We start from the raw sequence: 20705 nt of genomic DNA, 5'->3' as shown, positions 1-20705 counted from the left end.
CTCACTAAGCAAGCATTGTGTAAAATTATACTCAGTGAGTCGAGAGTGATTTTACGGAATCTACTTCAGTTCAGTCAAGCCTGAATCAGTCGTAAAATGCACAGTTTATCGCGCCCGCTAGAATGAGCTAATTTTGGGAACTTTGAACCTAAAAAATATTCTGGAGAACAGAGAGGGATTGAATCGTCTCAAATTGGTTGTGTTGCAAAAATGGTAAGGTGGGGAAGCCTAATCTTCTCTAGCACTACAGTTGTAGATATTGAATTAAAAATTATATTTTATCTAGAATCGACGCAATACAAGCATTATTGGGAACGCTCATGACGCTTGCCCTTTCGCAAATTGCCCTGAGTGAAGCCGATGTCGAAATAAATCATTTTCAGCTAAAGACTAGAATAGCGAGAGGGCTATAACCAAAGGAAAAGCTGAAGGTAGAGTGTTGCTAAGCTTCAAGGCGATCACTCAGCAGACTGAGTTAGGCGAGAAATCACTTGAATTAATCTCTCTGGTTCGATTGGTTTTGAGAGATGCTGTTGAAATCCTGCTTGCAGGGCTTGTTGCTGGTTGAAGTCGCCTGCATAAGCAGTGAGCGCGATCGCCCGAACTTGTCCCCCTTGCTCGAGTGGCAGCGCTCTCACCTGTCGCATCAGCATATAGCCATCCATATCTGGCATACCGATGTCACTCAGCAGCACCGTTGGTTTAGCTTGAATGAGCAGGGTTAATGCTTCACTAGCGGTCGTTGCAGTAAGTACGGTTGCGCCCGCTTGCTCCAACACAAACGCCACGAACTCTCGTGAATCCGGTTCATCATCTACAACCAAGACTTGAATCCCATTTAAGTCAGAAGATGGCTCTGACGATCGACTATCCGGATCGGCGATCGCTTGGATAGGCATGAGTGGCAACCTGACGGTAAAGGTTGCGCCCTTCCCAATCCCAGGACTTTCGACTGCAACTGTGCCACCGTGTAGTTCGACTAAATGCCGCACGATCGCCAGCCCTAATCCCAGTCCTCCGAATTTTCGAGTTGTTGCTGCATCAGCTTGACGGAAGTAGTCGAATACATAGGGGAGAAAGTCAGGCGCGATTCCTTGCCCAGTATCGCTGATACTGATTAGGGCATAGGAATCTAATTGCTCTAATTGAAGGTTGACCTGTCCCCTTGCTGGCGTAAATTTCACGGCATTAGAGAGCAGATTCCACATCACTTGCTGTAACCGAGTGGCATCACCTGCAACCAAACCCGTCTCCGCAAAGCTTGCTTCCAGGCGGATTGATTTGGCTTCTGCCGCTAGCCGTACTGTTTCCATCGCCGCTTCGATGATGGAGGACAGATTGATCGAACTAACGTTCAGGTTGAGCTTGCCTTGGAGAATCCGGGAAACATCCAGCAGATCTTCAATCAATTCTGATTGCAATTTGGCATTGCGTTCGATCGTCTGTAGTGCCTGCTGGGTTTTGGCTGCGTCTAGCTTGCCGTTCTGCAGGAGTTTTGCCCAGCCCAAAATCGGATTGAGGGGCGATCTCAATTCATGGGAGAGCACGGCCAAAAACTCGTCTTTGATCCGATTGGCGCGATCGGCTTCGGTGCGGGCGACTTGCTCACGGGCTAAGAGTTGTTCCCGTTCGGCAGCAGTCTGGCGTTGTTCAATCAGGTCAGCGGCTTGGCGAGCGAGCAGATCCAGAAACCGCAACTGGCGATCGCTGGGGTGGTGCTGTTCATGCCAATGGGTTGAAACCATACCGATCTGTCTGCCTGCACGGGTGATCAGGGGAGTGGACTGCGCGGATAGATACCCAGCTTCCACATGCAGTCGCAGTGAACCGCTGGGGTCTTCACTCTCTGGCCCATCGAAATCAACGAAGCTGCGAGTCCCTGTCCTAAGGGCAATACCGCAGGACGTATTAGAACTTACATTTACTCGATAGAAATACTCGATCATCGTTTGCTCAAAGCCTTGTGTGGCGAGCAGCACCAGATCTTGCGTCGCTTCGTCAAAGATTTGCACTGTGCCGGCATCTGCCTCGGTGATCGTGATCGCCGTAGACAGAATTTCTTGGTACAGGGTTTGAATGTCGCTTTCACTCACAAGCCTTGCCCCCAGTTCGCGCAATCGCTGGGTATCTTGGAGGTCTGCTGCGACAATTGCTTCAGCATGGGCACGTTCGACTGCTGCCCAGGTCCGTTCGGCGACTTCTTCGGCTAGCGCCACTTCATCTTCCGTCCAGGCTCGCGGTTCAGCGGTGTGAACTGCCAGACCCGCAACGAACTCGCTGTCCTTAATCAGTGGGATGCCGATGTAGGCACCAATTTGGATGGCGGTGTAAGCCGATCGCTGCTCCGGAGACAGGTAGGGATCTGTTGACACATCAGACCCGCATACGGTACGTCCGGCGCGGTAATCTGCGAGCAGTTGAGAGCCGAACGAATCAATGGGGTAGCCACCCGCGAGTGCTGCGGCACCATTGACATAATCGCGTTCAACGACATAATCCGTGCCGCGAACCTCGAAATAGACCACGCGGTTGGCCCTAAGATATTCACCCAGCAGTCGACTGGCGGTTGCTTGAACCTCTACCGGGTCAGCAAGGGCGCGGAGCGCGTCGGCAAGAGAGACGCGAAACGCATCCAATTTGGCAGCACGGTGCAACCTCTCTTCTGCTTGTTTGCGACTGGTGATGTCGTTGAAAAGAAGCGCGACCTTGTGCTCATGCGGTTCACCAATGCGGAAGGCATTCACGTCAAACCATCGACCTACGACCTGAGAGTAATCGATGAATCGCTTCGGCTCACCCGTCAGGGCAACCGTGCCGTAAAGGTCAATCCAGAATGACTCAATATTGGGTGCAAGCTCGCGAACGGTTTTTTCAAGAGCGTTCTTTACCCCAGCTTGCTGCTCAAAAGCGGAGTTAACCTCCATAAAGCGGTAGTCAATGGGCTTTTGCTCTTCATCGAAGATTAACTGCAAGATGCAAAAGCCTTCGTCCATCGACTCGAACAGTGATCGATATTTTGCTTCCGATTCGCGCAGAGCCGCCTCAGCCTGCCTACGCTCTGTGACAACCTGCGTTCGACCGCCCACCGCCTCAACCGAGCCATCAGCAGCAAGTAGGGGGACGAAGGTGTACTCGTATTGTCCTATCACGCCTGCTGGGTTGATGTAGGTGGACTCGCCTTCCACCGCCTGGGCTGTCTCGATTACTTGGCGGATCTGCGCCTCGTGCAACCTGACAAGCTCGTCCGGGTAGCCCAGGTCGAAGAAGTTCTTGCCAACCGCTTGATCTAGAGTCAGCCCCCACAGATCTAGAAGAGGTTTGTTCACATACCGGAAGCGTCCTTCCAAGTCAAAGAGATACACAAACTCCTGGAGTCGCGCCAGCACTGTATCGAAGACCTCAAGCTGCTTGTTGCGCTCCTCCTCCAGCCGTCGGCTCTCTCGCTCGGATTCGCGTAGGGCTTCTTCCGCTTGTTTGCGTTCAGTGATATCTAGCACCACTGCCACGACCGATTGCGGTTTCCCAGTGTGATCGCAGATCAGAGAGACATAGTTGTTGACCCAGACGATCGAGCCATCTTTTCGGATATAGCGCTTTTCGATCTCAAACGGTGTCCCTTCAGTCACCATGCGATTGTAGAGTTCGATATTACCTGGCAAATCATCTGGATGGGTAATGTCAGCCATTCGCAACTGACTTAGTTCGGCAGCAGAATAACCCGTGATATCACAATATTTCTGATTCACGATCGTCAGGTTGCCACCAATCTCGCTGTACGCCACGCCCGTCACTGCCTGGTTGACAATCGCTCGATACCGCTCTTCCGACTGCCGCAGGTTCTCCTCTGCCTGTTTGCGATCGCTCAGATCAACGGTGACCGCCAGCACGGTGCTCGGATGTCCCTGCTCATCGTCGAGGCGGGTGAGGTTGCTGTTCGCCCAGACGGTCGTTCCATCCGAGCGCAGGTAGCGCTTATCAAACGAGACTGACTTACCCGTCTCAACCACTTGTTGAAAGGCTTCTAAGCTTTTGAGCACGTCTTCAGGATGCGTGACATCGGGTATGCTGACCGCTAATGTTTCCGCCCGCGATCGCCTCAAAATCCGGCATAGCTCATCGTTGACCCGCTGAAAACTTCCATCTAGAGAGATCTCAGAAAGCCCCACCGCTGCCTGTGAAAAGATCGCAGATAGCCGCTCCTCACTCTTCCGCAAACGATCCTCCGCCTGTTTGCGTTTGTCTTCGCTCTGCCTGCGTGCGGTAATATCTCGCGAAATGCACAACAGCCGTTCAACTTGCCCCGCTGCCCCCCGAATGGGACTGACCTTGCTATCCCACCATCTAGGTTCACCGCTCAGCGTCGGACGATAGCCTTGAAAGGTGCAAACTTCGCCTGTTCTGGCTTTGGCGATCGCCTCGATTGCCGCTTGCTGATCTGCTCCCTGCCAAAACTCAGCCCAAGACGTGTTGAGAAAGGACGTGATATTCTCAATGCCTAGCAATGCTTGCCCTGGCTGGCTCATGAACAAAAGCCGTCCCTCTAAGTCCAATACCTTGATGCAGTCATCGCTACTGTCAAGAATCTGCTGATTAAACTGCTCGTAGCGCGATGCGGTTGCTGCTGTCTGGCTCATCTGCTGCATACTATGCAGGGCAGAAGCCGTAAAGCCTCCCAGGCTCATCATCAGCCGCTGATCCTCGGGATCAAAACGCCGTTCCTCGTGATGCGACACAATCCAAAGCGTACCCAGTGCCCGATCGTTGACGCACAGCGGAATCAGCAATCCTTCCACGACCGAGAACTGTGGGTGATACAAATAGGTAAAAAAACGCTCAGGATAGCTGTATAGCTGGGGCTCCTTACAAGCAAGGGTGGTGCCACAAGGACTAAAGTTGCCTGAAGTCGTGCTCTGCTCTAATGCCTCTAGCGCACCCGCGATCGCCACCCACCGAAAAACCGATGTGCCATCCGGCGCGGTTTCGAGTAAGCTAACCCCCACCGTATCTGCTCGACAAAGATCGAGTGCCAAGCGAACAAGCGTTTTCAGCATGGACTGTGGATCGTCCATCAGGTGTTGAGCAAGGGTATTGAGAGCCTGGCTTTGAGCTTCAAAATCAGGCTCTCGTGCAGGGCGGCTTGCCAGCACCCCTGTCATGAGGACATCCGCTTCAGTGATTTCCCGAGAACTTGGGGTGGAGTCTCTGTCTGCAAGACCAGAGCGGTGGAAGCTGTTTGTCATCGGATCGGTGTCCTCACTCGGAGAAGTATTTGACGAGCAAATCTTTGCCACTATCGCCCATTTGAAGGAGCAAGTGTTCAATCTGCTTCAACACGATCAGCAAGGGCTTGGTTCGTCCATTCTCCCAACGGATGACGCTTTGGAATGAAACTCCTAACCTCACATCAAACTTGGCTTGCGAGAGTTCTAGGCGTTGTCGTGTTTCTCGCACCAGATCTGCTAGATCTGTTTAATCGATCGTACCCTATGCCTACGATCGATTAAATTACCTTTACTACTAATACCATGTGGTATGTCGAGCAGCTTCTCTTATATGACATAACGATCGTATGGCTCTTGCCGCAACGCGCTACTCATTAAGCTTTTATTTATAGCTTCTAGGTTCGCAATTTGCTGCCGGAGAGAAATAGCCTGTTCTTGTAGTTCTCTCGTAGATGGATTCGAGCTATGACTCGATTGAGATTTACGACTGCTTGTTTTGGAACGCACAATACGGCTGATGCGATCGAACGTGTCCATGTTTAAATCGGTAATGCGTCAAATGGTAGTGGGATAGGTAATGAGATCACGCCAAGTCCAGGGCTGTGACGTTAATCCTGCTCGTTGTGCTGCTGTCGTCTTCAAGCGACTATGCTGCCAAATCCAGTTGAAATAACTCACCACTAATTGGGTCGTGACCTTGGTTTGTTCCCAGACTTTGCCAAACTTGTTCTGTCTGCGATGCCAGCGCCCAGTTTGTTGACGGACAATGCCATTCGTCCTCTCCAATCGTTGTGTTTTGTCTTTGCCGATGTGATGCAAGACTTCGGGCGGTAAGACTCGTTCGTAACCACCCCAATCATCGCTATTGAACTGTTTGCAGGTGGTCTTGCCTTCACTACTGATGACTAATTCCTCAATCAATTTGTCGGTGTGTTTCCCCACTCTTGCTGCCAAAATTAATCCACTCGAATCAGCTAGACTGATGGCAATCCAACAATCCCCGCTCCCGAATCCAGCGTTTGTCGTGTAACCACACATCCTCAATCGGGCTTTATCGCAGGTCGTTCAATACAAATCGAAAGCAAGTGATGCGCCACTGTTCCTGTGGCAGGCCGTGATTGACTGCTTCGAGGAAGGTCTGAATTTGTGCAGAGCGATGATGCGTTGCTCCGTCCCATAGTCATGCCAATTGATTTCCCGGATACTGTTGCATCAGCAATGGCAACAACGCAATCGTCGAATCGGAGTTGCATTTGTCATAGGTTTGGATGCAACACTGCCTCGTCGCGAGGTCGATTGCGCCATAGTAGGTCTGTTTGGTGCGAGTGTTCGAGATGGGCGCATCAAGGCGCTCGCTAGTTTTGCCCCACCGATAACCGCATAAGTCGGCCCACAACAGATGACACTCATTCTCAAACAGCACCATCAACCGCACTCAATTTCGCCCCGCTGCGTTTCGAGCCATGTCGCGATCTCAGTTTTTTTCTCCACCAGGTCAGGGTCGCGCTTCGGATTGCTCGGTTGCGTCTTTTTCTAGCGAATCCCGGCGGCATGAAACAACTCGTAATAGCTTTGCTTCGGACCAAGCACGGCACGATAGGTCATACATAGTGTCCCCAATGTTTCGCGTTTCATAACTCACTTAGGATTGCGGTATTTTGGCGTAACCAAAGTAATGAAAGGGAAATAAACGCTTTGAAACTCAGCAAAAACCCGTAGCTTAGTAATGAACCACGACCGAATTTTTACAGAAACTTTTCAGTAGCTGGCGATTCTTCATCAGATTTATAACCGTTTTTTCTTGCAGAGCGATTAAGGTTGATAGTAATAGATAATACTCAAACCCATAAAGCCGTGGTCTAGGTTAGGAGTTTCGAAAGACACACGATTCATCTATCAGAACCCGGTTTTGGCAACCAAGATACTTAGAACTTCACCTATGTCTTCACTCGGAAAGTTATTTATCCCTGCTGCACTTGCTGCTGGCACAATCTTCTCAGCATTCGCTGTTCCTCTCGCGCTCTATGGATCTCAGCCTTTAGCTATTCAAATTAAAGAAGAGCGGGTGTTTGAGGGACCCTTCAGGGAGATTGCAAACTCTTATCTCGCCTTCGCTGGACTACTCAGCTTGGGTGCGAGTTTTACGACCTGTGCCGCGATCGCGTGGAAATCTTCTGCTCGTCAAGTCAAAGAAGCCGAAGATCAGCTTTCTAAAGTCGAGCAGCAACTTAAACAAAAAGAAGCTCAGCTACAAGAGGCATTGATGTCTGATGCCTATCTCGCTGATTCGGCACTGAAACATTTCCTTGATGAGGATATCCCTCTCAATGCTCCGCCTGCGACACCTCCAGCACACGCAAACGTGACCGCACCGACTCAGCCTGAGATCGTTGCTAAACCTACTCCAGTTTCAACTCAACTCCTGACGACTACGCTGCTTCATCCTGCTCAAGCCTTTCTATTTTCACGTCCCGTCACTCAAGCTGCCCCGATCAGCCATTCTCCTGTTGAAGCAGAGACGGTCGCCAAAATGCAGGATCTCCAAACCCAGCTTCAGCACATTATGTCTGAAATTGAAACGATTCAATCTACCCTCCCCGTAAAGGCTCCTTCCTCGAATTCACCTCAGCCAACCTCGCTCAATCACTCAGCACAACGCTTTCAAGTCCTTGAGTCTACCTGGACAGTACACAGATAATCTGAAGACGCAACTCGGCGATTGTTCTGAGTTGCGTCCTTTCGATCTATCGCATCCACGCTTTTGTGGACAATTCGGCATCTGTTTGCAGTTTCATTTTCGCTGTCGTGTTTATCGGTTGAACTGCCACTTTCACAACCGTTTGAGTAGGCTTTTCAGCAGCAGCTACGGTTCTGCTCGGTGGCTCGATCGTCAAAAATTGCTCGGTCTGTAAGTAGCTTTTTCCATCTGCTGTGAACTGCACGCTTGTTCCCTGATTGCTCATGGCAGTAGATTGCAGCTCGATCGAGTTCTCTGTTGGCTCTGTCACCGCTAAGAATCGGACTTGTTTCTCAGGCTGAGATTTGAGATTCAGCGATCGAGCAGTTTTTTGCCAAGCTTCTAATCGGTCTTGCTGAAGAAGGTTTAGCGAGGTTTGCCATTTTCCTTTCTCAACCTTGACTTCAGTCCGCGCCAGGATCGAATACGACTGTCCTGATTCCACTTGAGAACTCGGTTGTAAATTTCGGATTGCTTGAACGATCAATCGAGTCTGATCTGGCAAGTTAGCCTGACCCGTGACCTTGTAAATACCGGGATCACGAGTTGGCTCAACTTGCATCGACAGTTCTGTTTTAGTCGTTTGACCACTTCCAAAGAAGGGAATGGCAGTACAGCTTGTACAGAGCATCAGCAGTGAAATCAATGTGCTACTTGCACAGAGCCTAAGAAGTTTGCGGAAGCCTTTCATAGGGAATTCTCGTAGGGGATACGGTGAGCGCTCGCAAAATTGGACGCTCACTTTATTCATTCCCCCACCAGCGAGAGCGGTTCACATCTGAATGCCGAGAGCCAGTTTTACGGCTGACATAAACACATGTATCGTTTTTTACTAATCAGGCTAAAAATATTAGTAATTGAAAATTCGAGGTTCGATTCGGATTTCTGCGGGAATTCTAGGCACGATGATTAATTTCGGTCGCAGTGCCCGGGGTCAATTTTTGATAAGCCCAAAGCCTATGTAAAATTTATCACTTAAATTAAAGTGATATTTCTGGAATTCGGGCTTCGTCAATCTTGTTCTCGGCACTTTACGGAGTGTCTATCGAGCCATAACGGAGTGGTATGTCAGATATAGCCCGGTTCGCTAAATTCAGTTCTCTCCTGTCCTGCATTGTGATTTCCGCGATCGCAGCCCTATTCGCGGAAATCAACACAGGAAAACCTGCCCAAGCTAATCCTTCCGCGCAAACTCAAAGTTCTGCGGCTCAAATCGCTGCGATCTCACAACCCACTTTGCCGACCGTGGAACCGCAGTCGATGATTCAATCGGAAGCTGATCTGATTCAGCAGCTGTCCGGGCAGGCAACCTCCGTAAAGTCCGCTGCTGCTCAAACTCCAAGCTTTGCACCGCCGAGCAAAGGCTCATCGATCGTACTTCCCCCTCCTCCTCCTGCTGAGGAATCTGGGTCTCCATTAGTTGCATCTACCCTCTCTGCAACAGATGTTAAAGCTGGACTGCTCCCGGCTCAGCCGCGATCTGCAACTCCGGTTTCTGTCGTGAGGGGCATTCGGCCAACTGTGATGAAAGAATTGATCGATCTTGAATCCGCACCAACCGAAATCGCGCTCAATCCCTCTCGGAGTAAATCAGATCTGATGGCTCAATCCGGTCGCAATGCAGATTCCCTCACTCGCAGTCGCCCATTTCTCCGCAGTACCGCGATTACTCCGCCAAATCTTACGTTGCAAGGTGTTTACTTGTATCAGGGCGATCAAACTTCAGCGCGTGCAAGACTGTTTGGAGTGTATCCGCTGACTCCAAATGCATTGGTCGGTGCGACGCTCGATCTAACAACAGGTAACGCCTTCACGGATACTCCAGGCAATGGCTTCAATCTCACGGAACTTTACTTTGCAACTTCACCGCGTGACATTCCGAACTTGCGATTTGTGGTGGGTCAGATTGACTTAACTTCGTATTTCGATCGCAACAGTTTCGCCAAAGACGGAGCCTCTCAGTTCTTTAATCCGGTTTTCCAAACCAATCCTGCTCTGAGCGCAACTGGAATTGCTTCACGCCCAGGCGCACTGATGAATTTCAGTCTCACCGACAATATTGAAGCGAAAGCCGCAGTTTTCTCTTCATCTAGAAGTCTCGGTGATTTTGCTCTAGATGGCTTTGCAGGTGAGTTGGGTGTCCGTTACGGCAATTTGATTGTGCGTGGAACCTATGCAAGCGATCGCGATTCCGGCTCGAATAGTGGCTTCCAAGAGATCTTTCAAATTAGCCGGGGTGGAGGACAAACTGGAGTCCTCCAAGGCGATCGAGAACAAGCGTATGGCATGAATGCTGAATTGTTCATTCCCAGCTTAAAAATGGGAATCTTCGGGCGCTACGGACGCTATAACAACCTCGATTTAGGCGAAGGTGCCGATACATTCAGCGGCGGCATCAGCTTCTTAGATCTATTAGCACCGGACGATCGCCTAGGGCTTGCCTACGGTCGTGCTTTATCAAGCGACCGACTGCGGCGGCAAAGTGGTGCAGACCAACCCGATGTCTTGGAGTTGTACTATGACTTCCGGTTACTTTCCAATCTGCGTCTTGGGTTCTCGATCCAAGGACGCAACAACTTCTCTGAAACGATCGCTGGCATTCGCTTGAGAACAGAGTTCGATGTTACTCCCAGAGGCAGACAAGCCCAGTGATTCTCCTGGATCTCATGAACACTTGCAAACACCCTGTTAACATGATTCGCATCAAGCAACAGTTCACCCTATCCCTGTGTCTCGGTTGGCTCCTGGTCGGGGCTCCTCTGCTCACCCTTGCAGAAACTCAACAGGTGCTCGCTCAAACTCAAACCATTCCTGCCGATGTGCGTGAAGCTTATACGCTCCTCGGCAAAGGTTGGGTAGACGATGCGATTGCAGCATTCAAGCGATCGATTCAACGCTATCCCGACTTGATCGAGGCAAAATTGGGACTGGCAATTTCTTTCCGTCGGGCTGGACGTGATTCTGATGCTTGGCAAGCTTATCAGCGGGTATTACAGCAAGATCCAAACAATCCGTTAGCGCTGAAAACGGTTGGAATTCTAGCTAGCTTTAGACCAGAGTGGCAAAAACAAGGGATTGAAGCACTAACGGCTTTGCTGAGACTCAATAGCACAGACTTAGAAGCTCGTGCTCAACGAGCATTGTTGTACGGCTATCAAGGACGCTTTCCTGAAGCTTTGGCAGATTATGACATGGTTCTGCAAGCTAGTCCAACGCCCGAAGTTTTGTTAGGAGCCGCGCAAATTTACACTTACGCAGGTGATACACAGAAAGGTCTGGAGCTGTTTGAACGCTACCGATCGCGCACGAACACCCCCATTACTGGCAATGCTGCGATCGCTTACGCTCGTGCTTTACGCGGCTCGGGTAATCCTGCTCAAGCGATCGCCATCTTAGAGGGACAGCTTCCGAGACAAACCAACGCTTTTAGTATTCAAGTGCGATCGGAATTGTCCCAAGCCTATCTCGCAAACCGTCAAGCCACCCAAGCATTAGCAATTCTTGATCCATTACGCGATCGATCCGATGCTCGTTTACCTTTGGCGCGTGCCCTGAACGAATTGGGCAGACAAGAGAATCAGCCTGAACTGGTCGCACAAGCTGGAGCGCTCTACCGTCAAGTCCTGAATGAGGCAGCCAATCCTTCTCCAGTTCTGCTGCGAGAAATTGCAGATGTGTTCAGCAGCATTCCCAAAGAGCGTAAAACGGCGCTGCAACTCTACCGTCAACTCGCTCAGCAGCAACCAGATAATCAGACGTTAATCATTCAAAAATTGGCGCTAGAAGCTCAACTTGGAACGCTTACCGATAGTGCAATTCACCAGCAATTAAGACCAATTCTGAAATCGATTCCGAATGAGCCTGCCCAACAATTCGCAATCGCTCAGGCGTTAGTTCGCCTAGAACCCGATCCTGAATTTTTACCGATCTACGAGCGATTGATTCGCAACGGGATCAATGAGCCATTCTTAAACTTCCGTCTTGCTCAAATTCTGACCGAGCAAAATGAATTCGAGGCAGCAAAAGAGGCTCTAGCCCGATATCAATCGACTTCGGTTGGTTCGCGCGATCAGGCTCCTGAACTGTTACTCGCAGAACTTGATCGCAAGCAAGGCAATCTTGAATCTGCTGCAAAACGATATGAAGCTTTAATTTCGGATAATGCAATCAGTGCCGATCTAAAATCTGGTGCAATTCGCTCTTTAGCAGGACTACGACTTGCTCAGAATCGATTTGATGAAGCGCTGAAATTGTACGATCGCTTAATTGCAGAGAATCCAGAAGATACACAACTTCAACTGGGTCGGGCAGCAGTTGCTTACCAAGCCAAAACAATCTCGGAAAGCGAAGCTGAAACGGTACTCGCTCAATTCTTGCAATCCCGACCCTCAGAGACTCCCTCAGAACTCTATACACTGGTTGGTGTCTTGCCCAGCGATCGAAGCCGTGAGTCGTTATATAAGGCTTTGATTGAAGCTGATCCCACGAATGCGCCTGTTCAGGTGCGGTTGATTCAATTGCTAGCCAGCCGCGATCCGAGACAGGCAAGAGCGCAAGCAAATCGACTGATGGTAAAAGTTCGTCAAACCTCTTCTGACAATCGCTCAAACATCTCGCTTCTTTTTCTCAAAGCTCAACTTGAACAGTCGCTGGGCAACCCTAATCGAGCCGAAGATGCTTATCAAGCCATCTTAAAAGTACAACCGGGAAACCTCGATGCCTTGTCTGGTCTGGGCGGTGTGCGATTCCAGCAGCAACAGTTTGCCTCAGCTTCCAGCTTGTACTCTCAAATCTTAGAGCTTGACCCAGATAATCGGGCTGCCCAGCGATCGCTGGCAGAACTAACGGCTGCTCAAGGTCAACCGCTCGCGGCATTGGATCAATTTGAATCTCTCAAGATCCAACAGGCAGAGCAAGGAACATCAGATCCTGAACTGGAACAACGTATCCAGAGAGTTCAAGAAGGAATGCTACAACAACGCGGATTTCAAACCCCGTGGGAGCGCTATTAAATTTGGTGGTAATCAATATGTTGCGCTTGCTTGTACGATTGACTATGGCTGGATTGATTGGGCTCGGAGGTCTAGTTTCCTGTGCGGCTTCACCTCAACGCTCTACTTCTGTAGCATCACCTCAACGCTCTACTTCTGTATCAAGTGTTGAGGTAGCTAATTATCGTTCATTGCTGACTGAAAGTTGGACGGCTTATCGCAAGCGGTTTATTCAAGTGGATGGACGAGTCATCGATTGGGAAGCCAATGGACGGTCGACCTCGGAAGGTCAAGCTTATGCCCTGCTACGAGCGGTTATGATGAACGATCCTGAAACATTTGCGATCGCACTTCAATGGGCAGAGACGAACCTCCAGCGACGGGACAAAAATAACAAATCGATCGATTCTCTTTGGGCATGGAAATGGGGACATAATCCAAAGGGTTACTGGGGCATTCTCGATGCTAATGTTGCTAGTGATGCGGATATTGATGCAATCACTGCCTTAATCTTGGCATCTAGGCGATGGCAGCGTCCCGATTACCTCAAGCTGGCGCGTATCAAGTTAAAAGACCTTTGGGCACACGCAACGATCCCATTTCCCATAGATGGAAAGCGATATCTACTCCCAGGAGCGATCGCGCTCTTTCAACGCAACGAAAAGCTCAAAGCCAATCCGTCCTACCTTGCCCCTTATGCCTTTCGCCTCTTTTCCCAAGTTGATTCAGAGCGCGATTGGCTCAGTCTTGTAGATAGTAGCTATCAGATGTTAGAGCAATCCTCGGACATTTCGCCTGTGGGCTTACCGAGTGATTGGATTGCTGTTGATCCAAAAACCGGATTCTATACCGCGATTGATCCCAGCAGTTCACTGATTACCCAATATAGCTTCGATGCCATTCGAGTTTGGTGGCGCGTGGCGCTGGATGCCACTTGGTTTGGAGAACCGAGAGCAAAAGCCTATCTCAAGGCACATCTTGGCTATCTCAGACAGATGTGGCAACGAGAGCGCAAAATTCCAGCCAAGCTCGATTTGCAAGGTCGTCCGCTTGTGGACTATGAAGCCACCTCCCAATACGGCATGTTGTATGCTGCTTTCCGCGTGATCGATCCTGCGATCGCACAGGAAATTTTTACTCAAAAGCTATTGCCCTCTTATCGAAATGGATTCTGGGATAACGATTCCGCTTACTACTCTCAGAATCTCGCCTGGTTTGGTCTGTTCCCACCCAACACCCTGGCAACTTACCTCACTAAATCTACTCAAGCTGAAAACGTATCCCTTCCATGAATAAACGGTTATCAGATCAATCCTCGCGCCGAGGCTCTAAAACTATGCTGACACGCACGCTAATCTTATGCTGTGCCGGGTTAGTTACCGGACTCGCGATCGTTCTGCTTCATGCTCAATACTCGATCGCGGGTTCTGCACAAGGTATTCAAAAACAAGAAGAGCAACTCATTCGAGACTTCAAGCTACCAAGTACGCCTGCTGAAGCACCCATCTACCGCCCACAAGCGCCAGCGTATCAGCCAGAACCTGCCCCAGCTCCTGACCCCGCACCTGTCGAAGCAGTGAGCGAACCCTATGTCGCGCCTTCTGAACCTATAGCTGGGGAATCTTCAGCACCTGCACCTCAGTTTGGGAAGAAAGCGGAGATTCTCAAAACTCCAAATGCAGCACCGATGAGCCAGTATATTCTGGATTTTAGTCGGAGTCCGGCAATCGGCAACCGTTTCCGTTTACAAGGAACCTACGCAGAGGCACGAGTCGGCTTCACTCGTCCGAAAAATTGGAACGTGAAATCTGCTAAAGCTGTTATTCGCTTCCAGCACTCTCCCGCGATCGTTTCTGACAAATCGAATCTGATTGTGCGCGTGAATGATACAAGCATTGGCAGTGTTCCGATGAACTTAAAAAACACTCAGATTGGAGAAGCGATCATCAACATTCCAACCAATCTCGTTCAGGACTACAATGAGATTACGCTAGTGGCTCAACAGACAAATTCCGCAACCTGCGCGAATCCCGACGATAAAGCGTTATGGTCAGAAGTGCTGCCTGACTCGAAAGTGATTCTGGACTATCAACCTCAGCCACTTGCACTAGATTTTAGCCGCTATCCGTTCCCGTTCTTTGACAATCTTGGCTTAGATACACCCCGTTTGAACTATCTATTGCCTGCTCAGATCAATGAGGCTTGGTTAACTGCAACGAGCCGTTTTCACACACATTTTGGGCGATTGTCAGATTTTCGTTCGCTCGAAACCAACTTGGTCAAAGACACCCAAAAAAACGAGTGGGACGATCGCTTAGTGATCATCGGAACTCCTCAAGATCAGCCTACGCTCAAATCGTTGAAACTCCCTCTGAACATTGCGAACAATCAGATCCTAGATGGTAGTAAAGCGGCACTGCCTGAAAATGTGGGAGTTTTGATGCTGACAACGCTGAAGGATGGAAGTGTCCCAGTAATCATCGCATCTGGAAATGGAGCAGAAGGTGTTGCGAAAGCGGTTCAATTCCTGGTACAACCGAGCAGCAGTCAGATTGGCTCTGGGCAGGTTGTTCTGGTTCGCGATGTCGCTGAGGTTGCATCCCCGAATCCTCGAAGTTGGGATCGCTATCTTCCACTTCAGGATTCCTTTCAACTCAGTGCTTTGGAGGGATTGGACAATAAACCGTTCAAAGATGTCACCGTGCGTGGAACTTCTGCGCCTCCTGTACAGTTTCAGTTCCGAGCATTACCCGACACTCGAATGTTGCGGGGTAGCTCGATGAATCTGAGATATAGCTACAGTGCTCAAGTCAATCCGCGTAAATCATCGATCTCCGTGAGAATTGATGGAGTCACAATCGGGAGCAAGAGGCTAACTTCAGATGATGGGGCAACTAACGAATTACTCAATGTTGATTTGCCACCGAACTTAATCAAGTCAGACTCGGTAATTGATGTTGCCTTTGATTTGTACCCTAAAGAAACAGCGAAGTGCGGTCAAGTCAGCGATCAACAGCTTTGGGGAACAGTTCATAGCACAACTGATTTCAATCTGAAACGCGAATACTCTGTTGAGCTTCCGGATCTTAAACTGTTGACCACGGGTTATCCATTGACTGCACCTCAAGACTTGTCGAAAACGGCGATCGTCGTTCCTGATTCTCCAACGGAAGCAGATGTGATGACGCTCCTAAAATTCAGCGAACGGATGGGACGACTCAGTCAAGCAAATTCTGTACAACTTGATGTATTCACGACAGCGAATTTGCCTGAATCTGTAAAAGCCGATCGACATTTAGTGGCGATTGGAGTGCGAGATCGCTTCCCTGTCAAAGAAATGCTCGAATCAAAGTCTGGATTCCGTATCATGGATGCTTTTGCACGAGAATCGGGTAAAGATCAAATTCATGCTCTACCGGATCAAGGCGGCATGATTAAAAGTATGTTGTCGCCTTGGAATCTCGATCGTGTGATGATTGCGCTAACTGCCCAAACAGATTCAGGCTTGAAACAAATCCAGGATGTCTTGAGCAATGACCTTTGGTTCTATCAGCTGAAAGAAGATACCGCCTTGATCAGCACCAATCAAGTGAACCCATCGCCGTATGATTCCAATGCCTATCAGATGCAGTTCCTGAACCAGTCAGAGCGGCGACGAATTGAAGATACTAATGCTTTGAGCAAAGCTAGACAGCTACTTCAAGAACAGTGGTATCTCGTGCCAATCGGCATTATCACCAGTTCCCTCTTGTTGTACGGAATTGCTCAGCTTTTCCTCAAGCGCGTTGCGGGGTAAATCATCATGACAAATTCAACTCCTTCAAAACGGTATCGGAGTAAAGGACAGCGGGTATTAGGTTGGTTTGTCGATCTGATTCCCACGTTCTTCGATCGACTTCTCCAGAAAAATAGCGCCTCTCAGCTTGTTCTATTAATGAGCGTGCTGCTCGTTCTGTCTGTTCCTCTGATTGTGACTCCACTCGAAATCTGGCAGCAAGGAGTCGTAGCAGTGATCATGGTTGGTTTGGGATGGGCAGTGACCGATATCGAACACAAGCACGCAAAAGGTCAAGCCAGCGAGTATCTGCACTTGTTCATGGTTTGGCTAAGCTTGATTACGACCTTCCGGTATCTGTACTATCGCACGAACTACACACTGAATCTTACGACTGGATGGCTTGATACAACTTGTAGCGTGCTGTTGTTTCTGGCAGAACTCTATGCAATTTTGACATTAGCTCTAGCATTCTTTCAAACCTTGAAGCTAAAAGAGCGGAAGCCTGTTGATTTATCCACTCTTCCTGAGAAACAGTGGTTCAAAGTTGATATCTACATTCCTACTTACAGCGAAGATGTTGAAATTGTTCGCAAGACGGCACTGGGAGCCTTAGCGATCGACTATCCCGCCGATAAAAAGAAGGTATACATTCTCGATGATGGTCGCGCTGAGAAATTTCGAGAAAGGCGGGAACAACTGCGGCAGATGTGTAAAGAACTTGGTTGCACTCTTCTAACCCGCGACAATAATGATCACGCAAAAGCTGGAAACATTAATACAGCCCTGCGTCGAACAGGTGGCGATCTGGTTCTGATTCTAGACTGTGACCATATTCCAGTCCGTCATTTTCTCAAGGATACTGTTGGATTTTTCTACAATCCCAAAGTCTCACTCGTTCAGACACCGCACTGGTTTTATAACCCTGATCCGTTCGAGCGGAACTTGCAGACGGGCGGTAAAATTCCAGTGGGTAACGAACTATTTTACAAAGTGCTACAGAAAGGAAATGACTTTTGGAACGCGGCTTTCTTCTGTGGGTCTGCTGCGGTTGTCAGAAAATCACACCTGTTGGAAGTGGGTGGGATTGCAGTTGAAACTGTGACAGAAGACTGTCATACCTCACTGCGTTTACATTCTCTAGGGTATGAATCGGTTTACTACGACAAGATTATGGTGGCGGGACTCGCTCCAGAGAAATTTTCAGCTTATGTCGGTCAACAGATTCGATGGGCACGGGGAATGGCACAAATTCTTCGGCTTGAGAACCCATTGTTCAACCCGAAACTGAAATTATCGATCGGGCAACGAATCTGTTATTTCAGTGCCACCTCACACTTCTTCTATGGGTTTCCTCGATTGATGTATGCGCTGGCTCCCGCGATGTTTCTCGTATTTGGTATTAATCCAATTCGAGGATTGGGGATTGAAACTTTAGCGTATGCACTTCCTCACTTCTTCGTGTCAATCTACGCTAACTACATCACTTACAAGAATGTTCGCTTCTCCTTCTGGAATGAAATTTATGAGTTTGCGATGTCATACCATGCTGGAGTTGTGACGATGCTGGCGGTGTTGAATCCGAGGTTGGGAAGCTTTAACGTGACTGATAAAGGATTGTCTGTCACTAAGCGGAGCTTTGACTGGGGATCAGCGAAAGCATTGCTGATTGTGGCATTATTGGTGACGGCTGGAGTTGCCGCAGTTCCGTTTTGGTTGATTCTGCGCCCTCAAGACTCTGAGGCTGTGTTAGTCAATATGGTTTGGAGCTTCTTTAATCTGGCTCTGATTGTGTCAGCGTTATTAGTAGCATTGGAACAACCGCAATTAAGACGGGCACATCGGCTCGATCGCAAATTATCCGCAGTGCTTTACACCAATGGTGCAGTGATTCAAGGACGCACCCTGAATGTGAGTGAAACGGGTTGCCAATTAATGGTGGATCATTGGGCAGATTTTCTCGAAGATGCGGAAATTGAATTAATTGGGGATTACGGAGCGAGAGCGTTTGTCAAAGGACAGATTATTCGTGTCGTTCCTGTGAATGAAACTCAGGCGATGTTATCGATCGAGTTTATCGATCTCACCCGCGCTCAACTGGATGCCCTTAGCGTTGTGATTTATTCTGATGTGCGCGAGTGGTACTCGCAGCAACGGGAAAACGTGGATGATCCGCTGCAATCGTTCAAATTTATCGTGGGTAGTTTGACGCGATCTTTTAGACAGCGCAATCCTGAACCAAGGAATGTGACGAGGGTTCGTAAAGAAATTCGCGCTTATGCTCAATTGTATTGGAGAGGCCAATTCTATTCAGGTAGGGCGACTCGGATTAGTAACCGTAGCCTGCAATTAGAGATTCAATCCGATGCGATCGAGGATGTGAAGCTGCTGAGCTATTACCAACCGCTCGTTGGCTTGCTCTTGAGTCAAGCGGCGGATGAATCTTTGCCGAATCGATTGTTAGCGAAGGTAGAACAGATTGAGGTGATTGATGATCGCACTGTGATCGAGTTGCGCTTTCCGAATCAAATGATGCAGCGACAGGAAGATAAAATCAAACAACTTGTCGATACTTTGAATTAGTTTGATTTGGCATTAATGGGAAGACCTTGATTCATCTCGAATTAAGGTCTTTTACTTTTTATTTCCCGCGTACCGGATTAGTTCGTTAGACTAACTTGAGTTCGGGATAAGGATTGAGACAAAAAAGGGGCAAACCCGATGGGCTGAAATTGCCAAAAATCAAGCCCAGTTTGTCCTCATGTTTAGTCTAGAAAACCTGTTCTGCTTGGTCGATGATTTCTGTTAAACGTTTGAGCCGCGCTGGAAACAGCAACTTCTCAGCAGTGGACTCCAGATCTGCAATCAACCTCGCGGGTTGAGTTTGAGCGAAATTATGACTATTCTGATTGCCTTTCATCAGTCGTGCTACCGCAATTTCAAAACTTACTACCAAGAGAAAGTCCAGACCGAATGGGCGGATGCGTTTCCCGGACTCGTCAGCTACCAACGCTTCATCGAATGGGTTCCAGGAACGTTAGTGCCAATGTGTGCCTACTTACGCTCGTGTTTCGGCCCGTGTAGCAGCATTAGTTTCATGGGCTCCACTGCGTTGAGCGTCTGCCACAACCGTCGAATTGAGCGCAACAAGGTGTTTGAGAACATTGCCGAGCGGGGCAGAACCTCGGTCGATTGGTTCTTTGGCTTCAAGTTGCATCTGGTGGTCGATGACCGAGGCGAATTGCTCAACATCCTCCTCACCCCCGGCAACATCGATGATCGCAAGCCTGTGCCGCAACTGTTGCAGCAGTTGTTCGGTAAAGTCTTTGGTGACAAAGGCTATGTCTCGCAGAAGCTCGCCAAACAACTGCTCCATACCGTAGGCATTCAACTGATCACCAAGCTCAAACGCAAGATGAAACAGCGCCTAATGCCGCTCAACGATCGTCTGCTGCTGCGTAAGCGTTCCATTATCGAAACAATCATTGACCAGTTGAAGAACGTTTCGCAAATCGAGCATTTGCGCCATCGCTCTGTGGTGAACTGCTTTGTCAACATCTTGGGTGGCCTGATTGCCTACTGCCATCAGCCGAAGAAGCCCTCGATTGCGCTGCCTACGGCTAGGCGAAGCTACCGATCACAATCTTCTATTTCCGGCTTAACCCGAACTTCTAAGAAACAACGCCCCCTAGAGCATCAACGGGAGGACGCTCTGTGAGGTCAAATCCCAACGCTGCTGCTTGTCTTCGGAGATGCTTCAGCTTGCGTTGCTGAAACTGTTGTTCACACGCGGACGCACCCACGTCGTGATAGCTGGAGCGAGTAGACCACATGAAGTAGAAAATTCGAGCGAGCTTATGAGCTGTGTGCATATTTGCACAACTTCGGCACCTAATTCTCACCTTTCTTCGGCAGGTGATTCTCACTCAACTTCGGCAGGTCTAACGATAGCGTAACGGAACCGAATGAAAATTGCAAGC

The 20705-nt window shown here is 49.2% G+C and carries 9 protein-coding genes and 2 pseudogenes; 7 read left to right on the top strand and 4 right to left on the bottom strand.

Features of this window, described 5'->3' with window-relative positions; all coding sequences use genetic code 11:
* Nucleotides 1–458: 458 nt before the first annotated feature.
* From NC980_RS23790 to NC980_RS23780, 3 genes and pseudogenes are all read right to left on the bottom strand, one after another.
* Nucleotides 459–5240, bottom strand: a complete 4782-nt coding sequence (locus NC980_RS23790; protein WP_242026678.1) for a PAS domain S-box protein — start codon at nucleotides 5238–5240, stop codon at nucleotides 459–461.
* Nucleotides 5241–5253: 13 nt separating this feature from the next.
* Nucleotides 5254–5451 carry a helix-turn-helix domain-containing protein gene (locus NC980_RS23785; RefSeq protein ID WP_347272580.1) on the bottom strand — a complete coding sequence of 66 codons (198 nt, stop codon included), beginning with the start codon at nucleotides 5449–5451 and terminating at the stop codon, nucleotides 5254–5256.
* A 326-nt stretch (nucleotides 5452–5777) separates the two neighbouring features.
* Nucleotides 5778–6224, bottom strand: a pseudogene (locus tag NC980_RS23780) (IS1 family transposase); the annotation flags it as partial.
* Between the two features lie 937 nt (nucleotides 6225–7161).
* On the opposite strand from NC980_RS23780, the gene NC980_RS23775 reads away from it, so the two are divergent.
* Nucleotides 7162–7920, top strand: coding sequence for a hypothetical protein (locus tag NC980_RS23775; RefSeq protein ID WP_190376018.1), 759 nt, complete (start codon nucleotides 7162–7164; stop codon nucleotides 7918–7920).
* Between the two features lie 46 nt (nucleotides 7921–7966).
* Here the strand turns inward: NC980_RS23775 and NC980_RS23770 are convergent, their stop codons facing one another.
* Nucleotides 7967–8650: a hypothetical protein gene (locus NC980_RS23770; RefSeq protein WP_190376017.1), complete on the bottom strand. Its 684-nt coding sequence runs from the start codon at nucleotides 8648–8650 to the stop codon at nucleotides 7967–7969.
* 374 nt (nucleotides 8651–9024) lie between these two features.
* Between NC980_RS23770 and NC980_RS23765 the strand changes: the two genes are divergently transcribed.
* The 6 genes and pseudogenes from NC980_RS23765 to NC980_RS23740 all read left to right on the top strand — a co-directional run bounded on the left by NC980_RS23765 (nucleotide 9025) and on the right by NC980_RS23740 (nucleotide 20443).
* Entirely contained in the window at nucleotides 9025–10611 is a 1587-nt protein-coding gene (locus tag NC980_RS23765) for a carbohydrate porin (protein WP_190376016.1), read from the top strand.
* Between the two features lie 14 nt (nucleotides 10612–10625).
* Nucleotides 10626–12971 (top strand): tetratricopeptide repeat protein, encoded by a 2346-nt coding sequence (locus NC980_RS23760; RefSeq protein WP_242026676.1) that lies wholly within the window; start codon nucleotides 10626–10628, stop codon nucleotides 12969–12971.
* Nucleotides 12972–13141: 170 nt separating this feature from the next.
* Nucleotides 13142–14242: a glycosyl hydrolase family 8 gene (locus tag NC980_RS23755; RefSeq protein WP_242026667.1), complete on the top strand. Its 1101-nt coding sequence runs from the start codon at nucleotides 13142–13144 to the stop codon at nucleotides 14240–14242.
* A 44-nt stretch (nucleotides 14243–14286) separates the two neighbouring features.
* The gene (locus NC980_RS23750) at nucleotides 14287–16746 is read left to right on the top strand and encodes a cellulose biosynthesis cyclic di-GMP-binding regulatory protein BcsB (RefSeq protein WP_242026665.1); all 2460 of its coding nucleotides are present in this window, start codon (nucleotides 14287–14289) and stop codon (nucleotides 16744–16746) included.
* A 6-nt stretch (nucleotides 16747–16752) separates the two neighbouring features.
* Nucleotides 16753–19308 carry a UDP-forming cellulose synthase catalytic subunit gene (gene bcsA, locus NC980_RS23745; protein ID WP_190376013.1) on the top strand — a complete coding sequence of 852 codons (2556 nt, stop codon included), beginning with the start codon at nucleotides 16753–16755 and terminating at the stop codon, nucleotides 19306–19308.
* Nucleotides 19309–19486: 178 nt separating this feature from the next.
* Nucleotides 19487–20443 (top strand): annotated as a pseudogene (locus tag NC980_RS23740) (IS982 family transposase).
* Nucleotides 20444–20705 lie beyond the last annotated feature (262 nt).

It is taken from the genome of Leptolyngbya sp. AS-A5, from assembly GCF_039962495.1.
Lineage (GTDB): Bacteria > Cyanobacteriota > Cyanobacteriia > Leptolyngbyales > Leptolyngbyaceae > Leptolyngbya.
This window is presented reverse-complemented; position numbering and strand designations above follow the sequence as displayed.

What these genes read in the sequence shown, in the direction of transcription:
- NC980_RS23790 (WP_242026678.1), bottom strand. Translation starts at nt 5,240, where the DNA reads ATGACAAACAGCTTCCACCGCTCTGGTCTTGCAGACAGAGACTCCACC.
- NC980_RS23775 (WP_190376018.1), top strand. Translation starts at nt 7,162, where the DNA reads ATGTCTTCACTCGGAAAGTTATTTATCCCTGCTGCACTTGCTGCTGGC.
- NC980_RS23770 (WP_190376017.1), bottom strand. Translation starts at nt 8,650, where the DNA reads ATGAAAGGCTTCCGCAAACTTCTTAGGCTCTGTGCAAGTAGCACATTG.
- NC980_RS23765 (WP_190376016.1), top strand. Translation starts at nt 9,025, where the DNA reads ATGTCAGATATAGCCCGGTTCGCTAAATTCAGTTCTCTCCTGTCCTGC.
- NC980_RS23760 (WP_242026676.1), top strand. Translation starts at nt 10,626, where the DNA reads ATGAACACTTGCAAACACCCTGTTAACATGATTCGCATCAAGCAACAG.
- NC980_RS23750 (WP_242026665.1), top strand. Translation starts at nt 14,287, where the DNA reads ATGCTGACACGCACGCTAATCTTATGCTGTGCCGGGTTAGTTACCGGA.
- bcsA (WP_190376013.1), top strand. Translation starts at nt 16,753, where the DNA reads ATGACAAATTCAACTCCTTCAAAACGGTATCGGAGTAAAGGACAGCGG.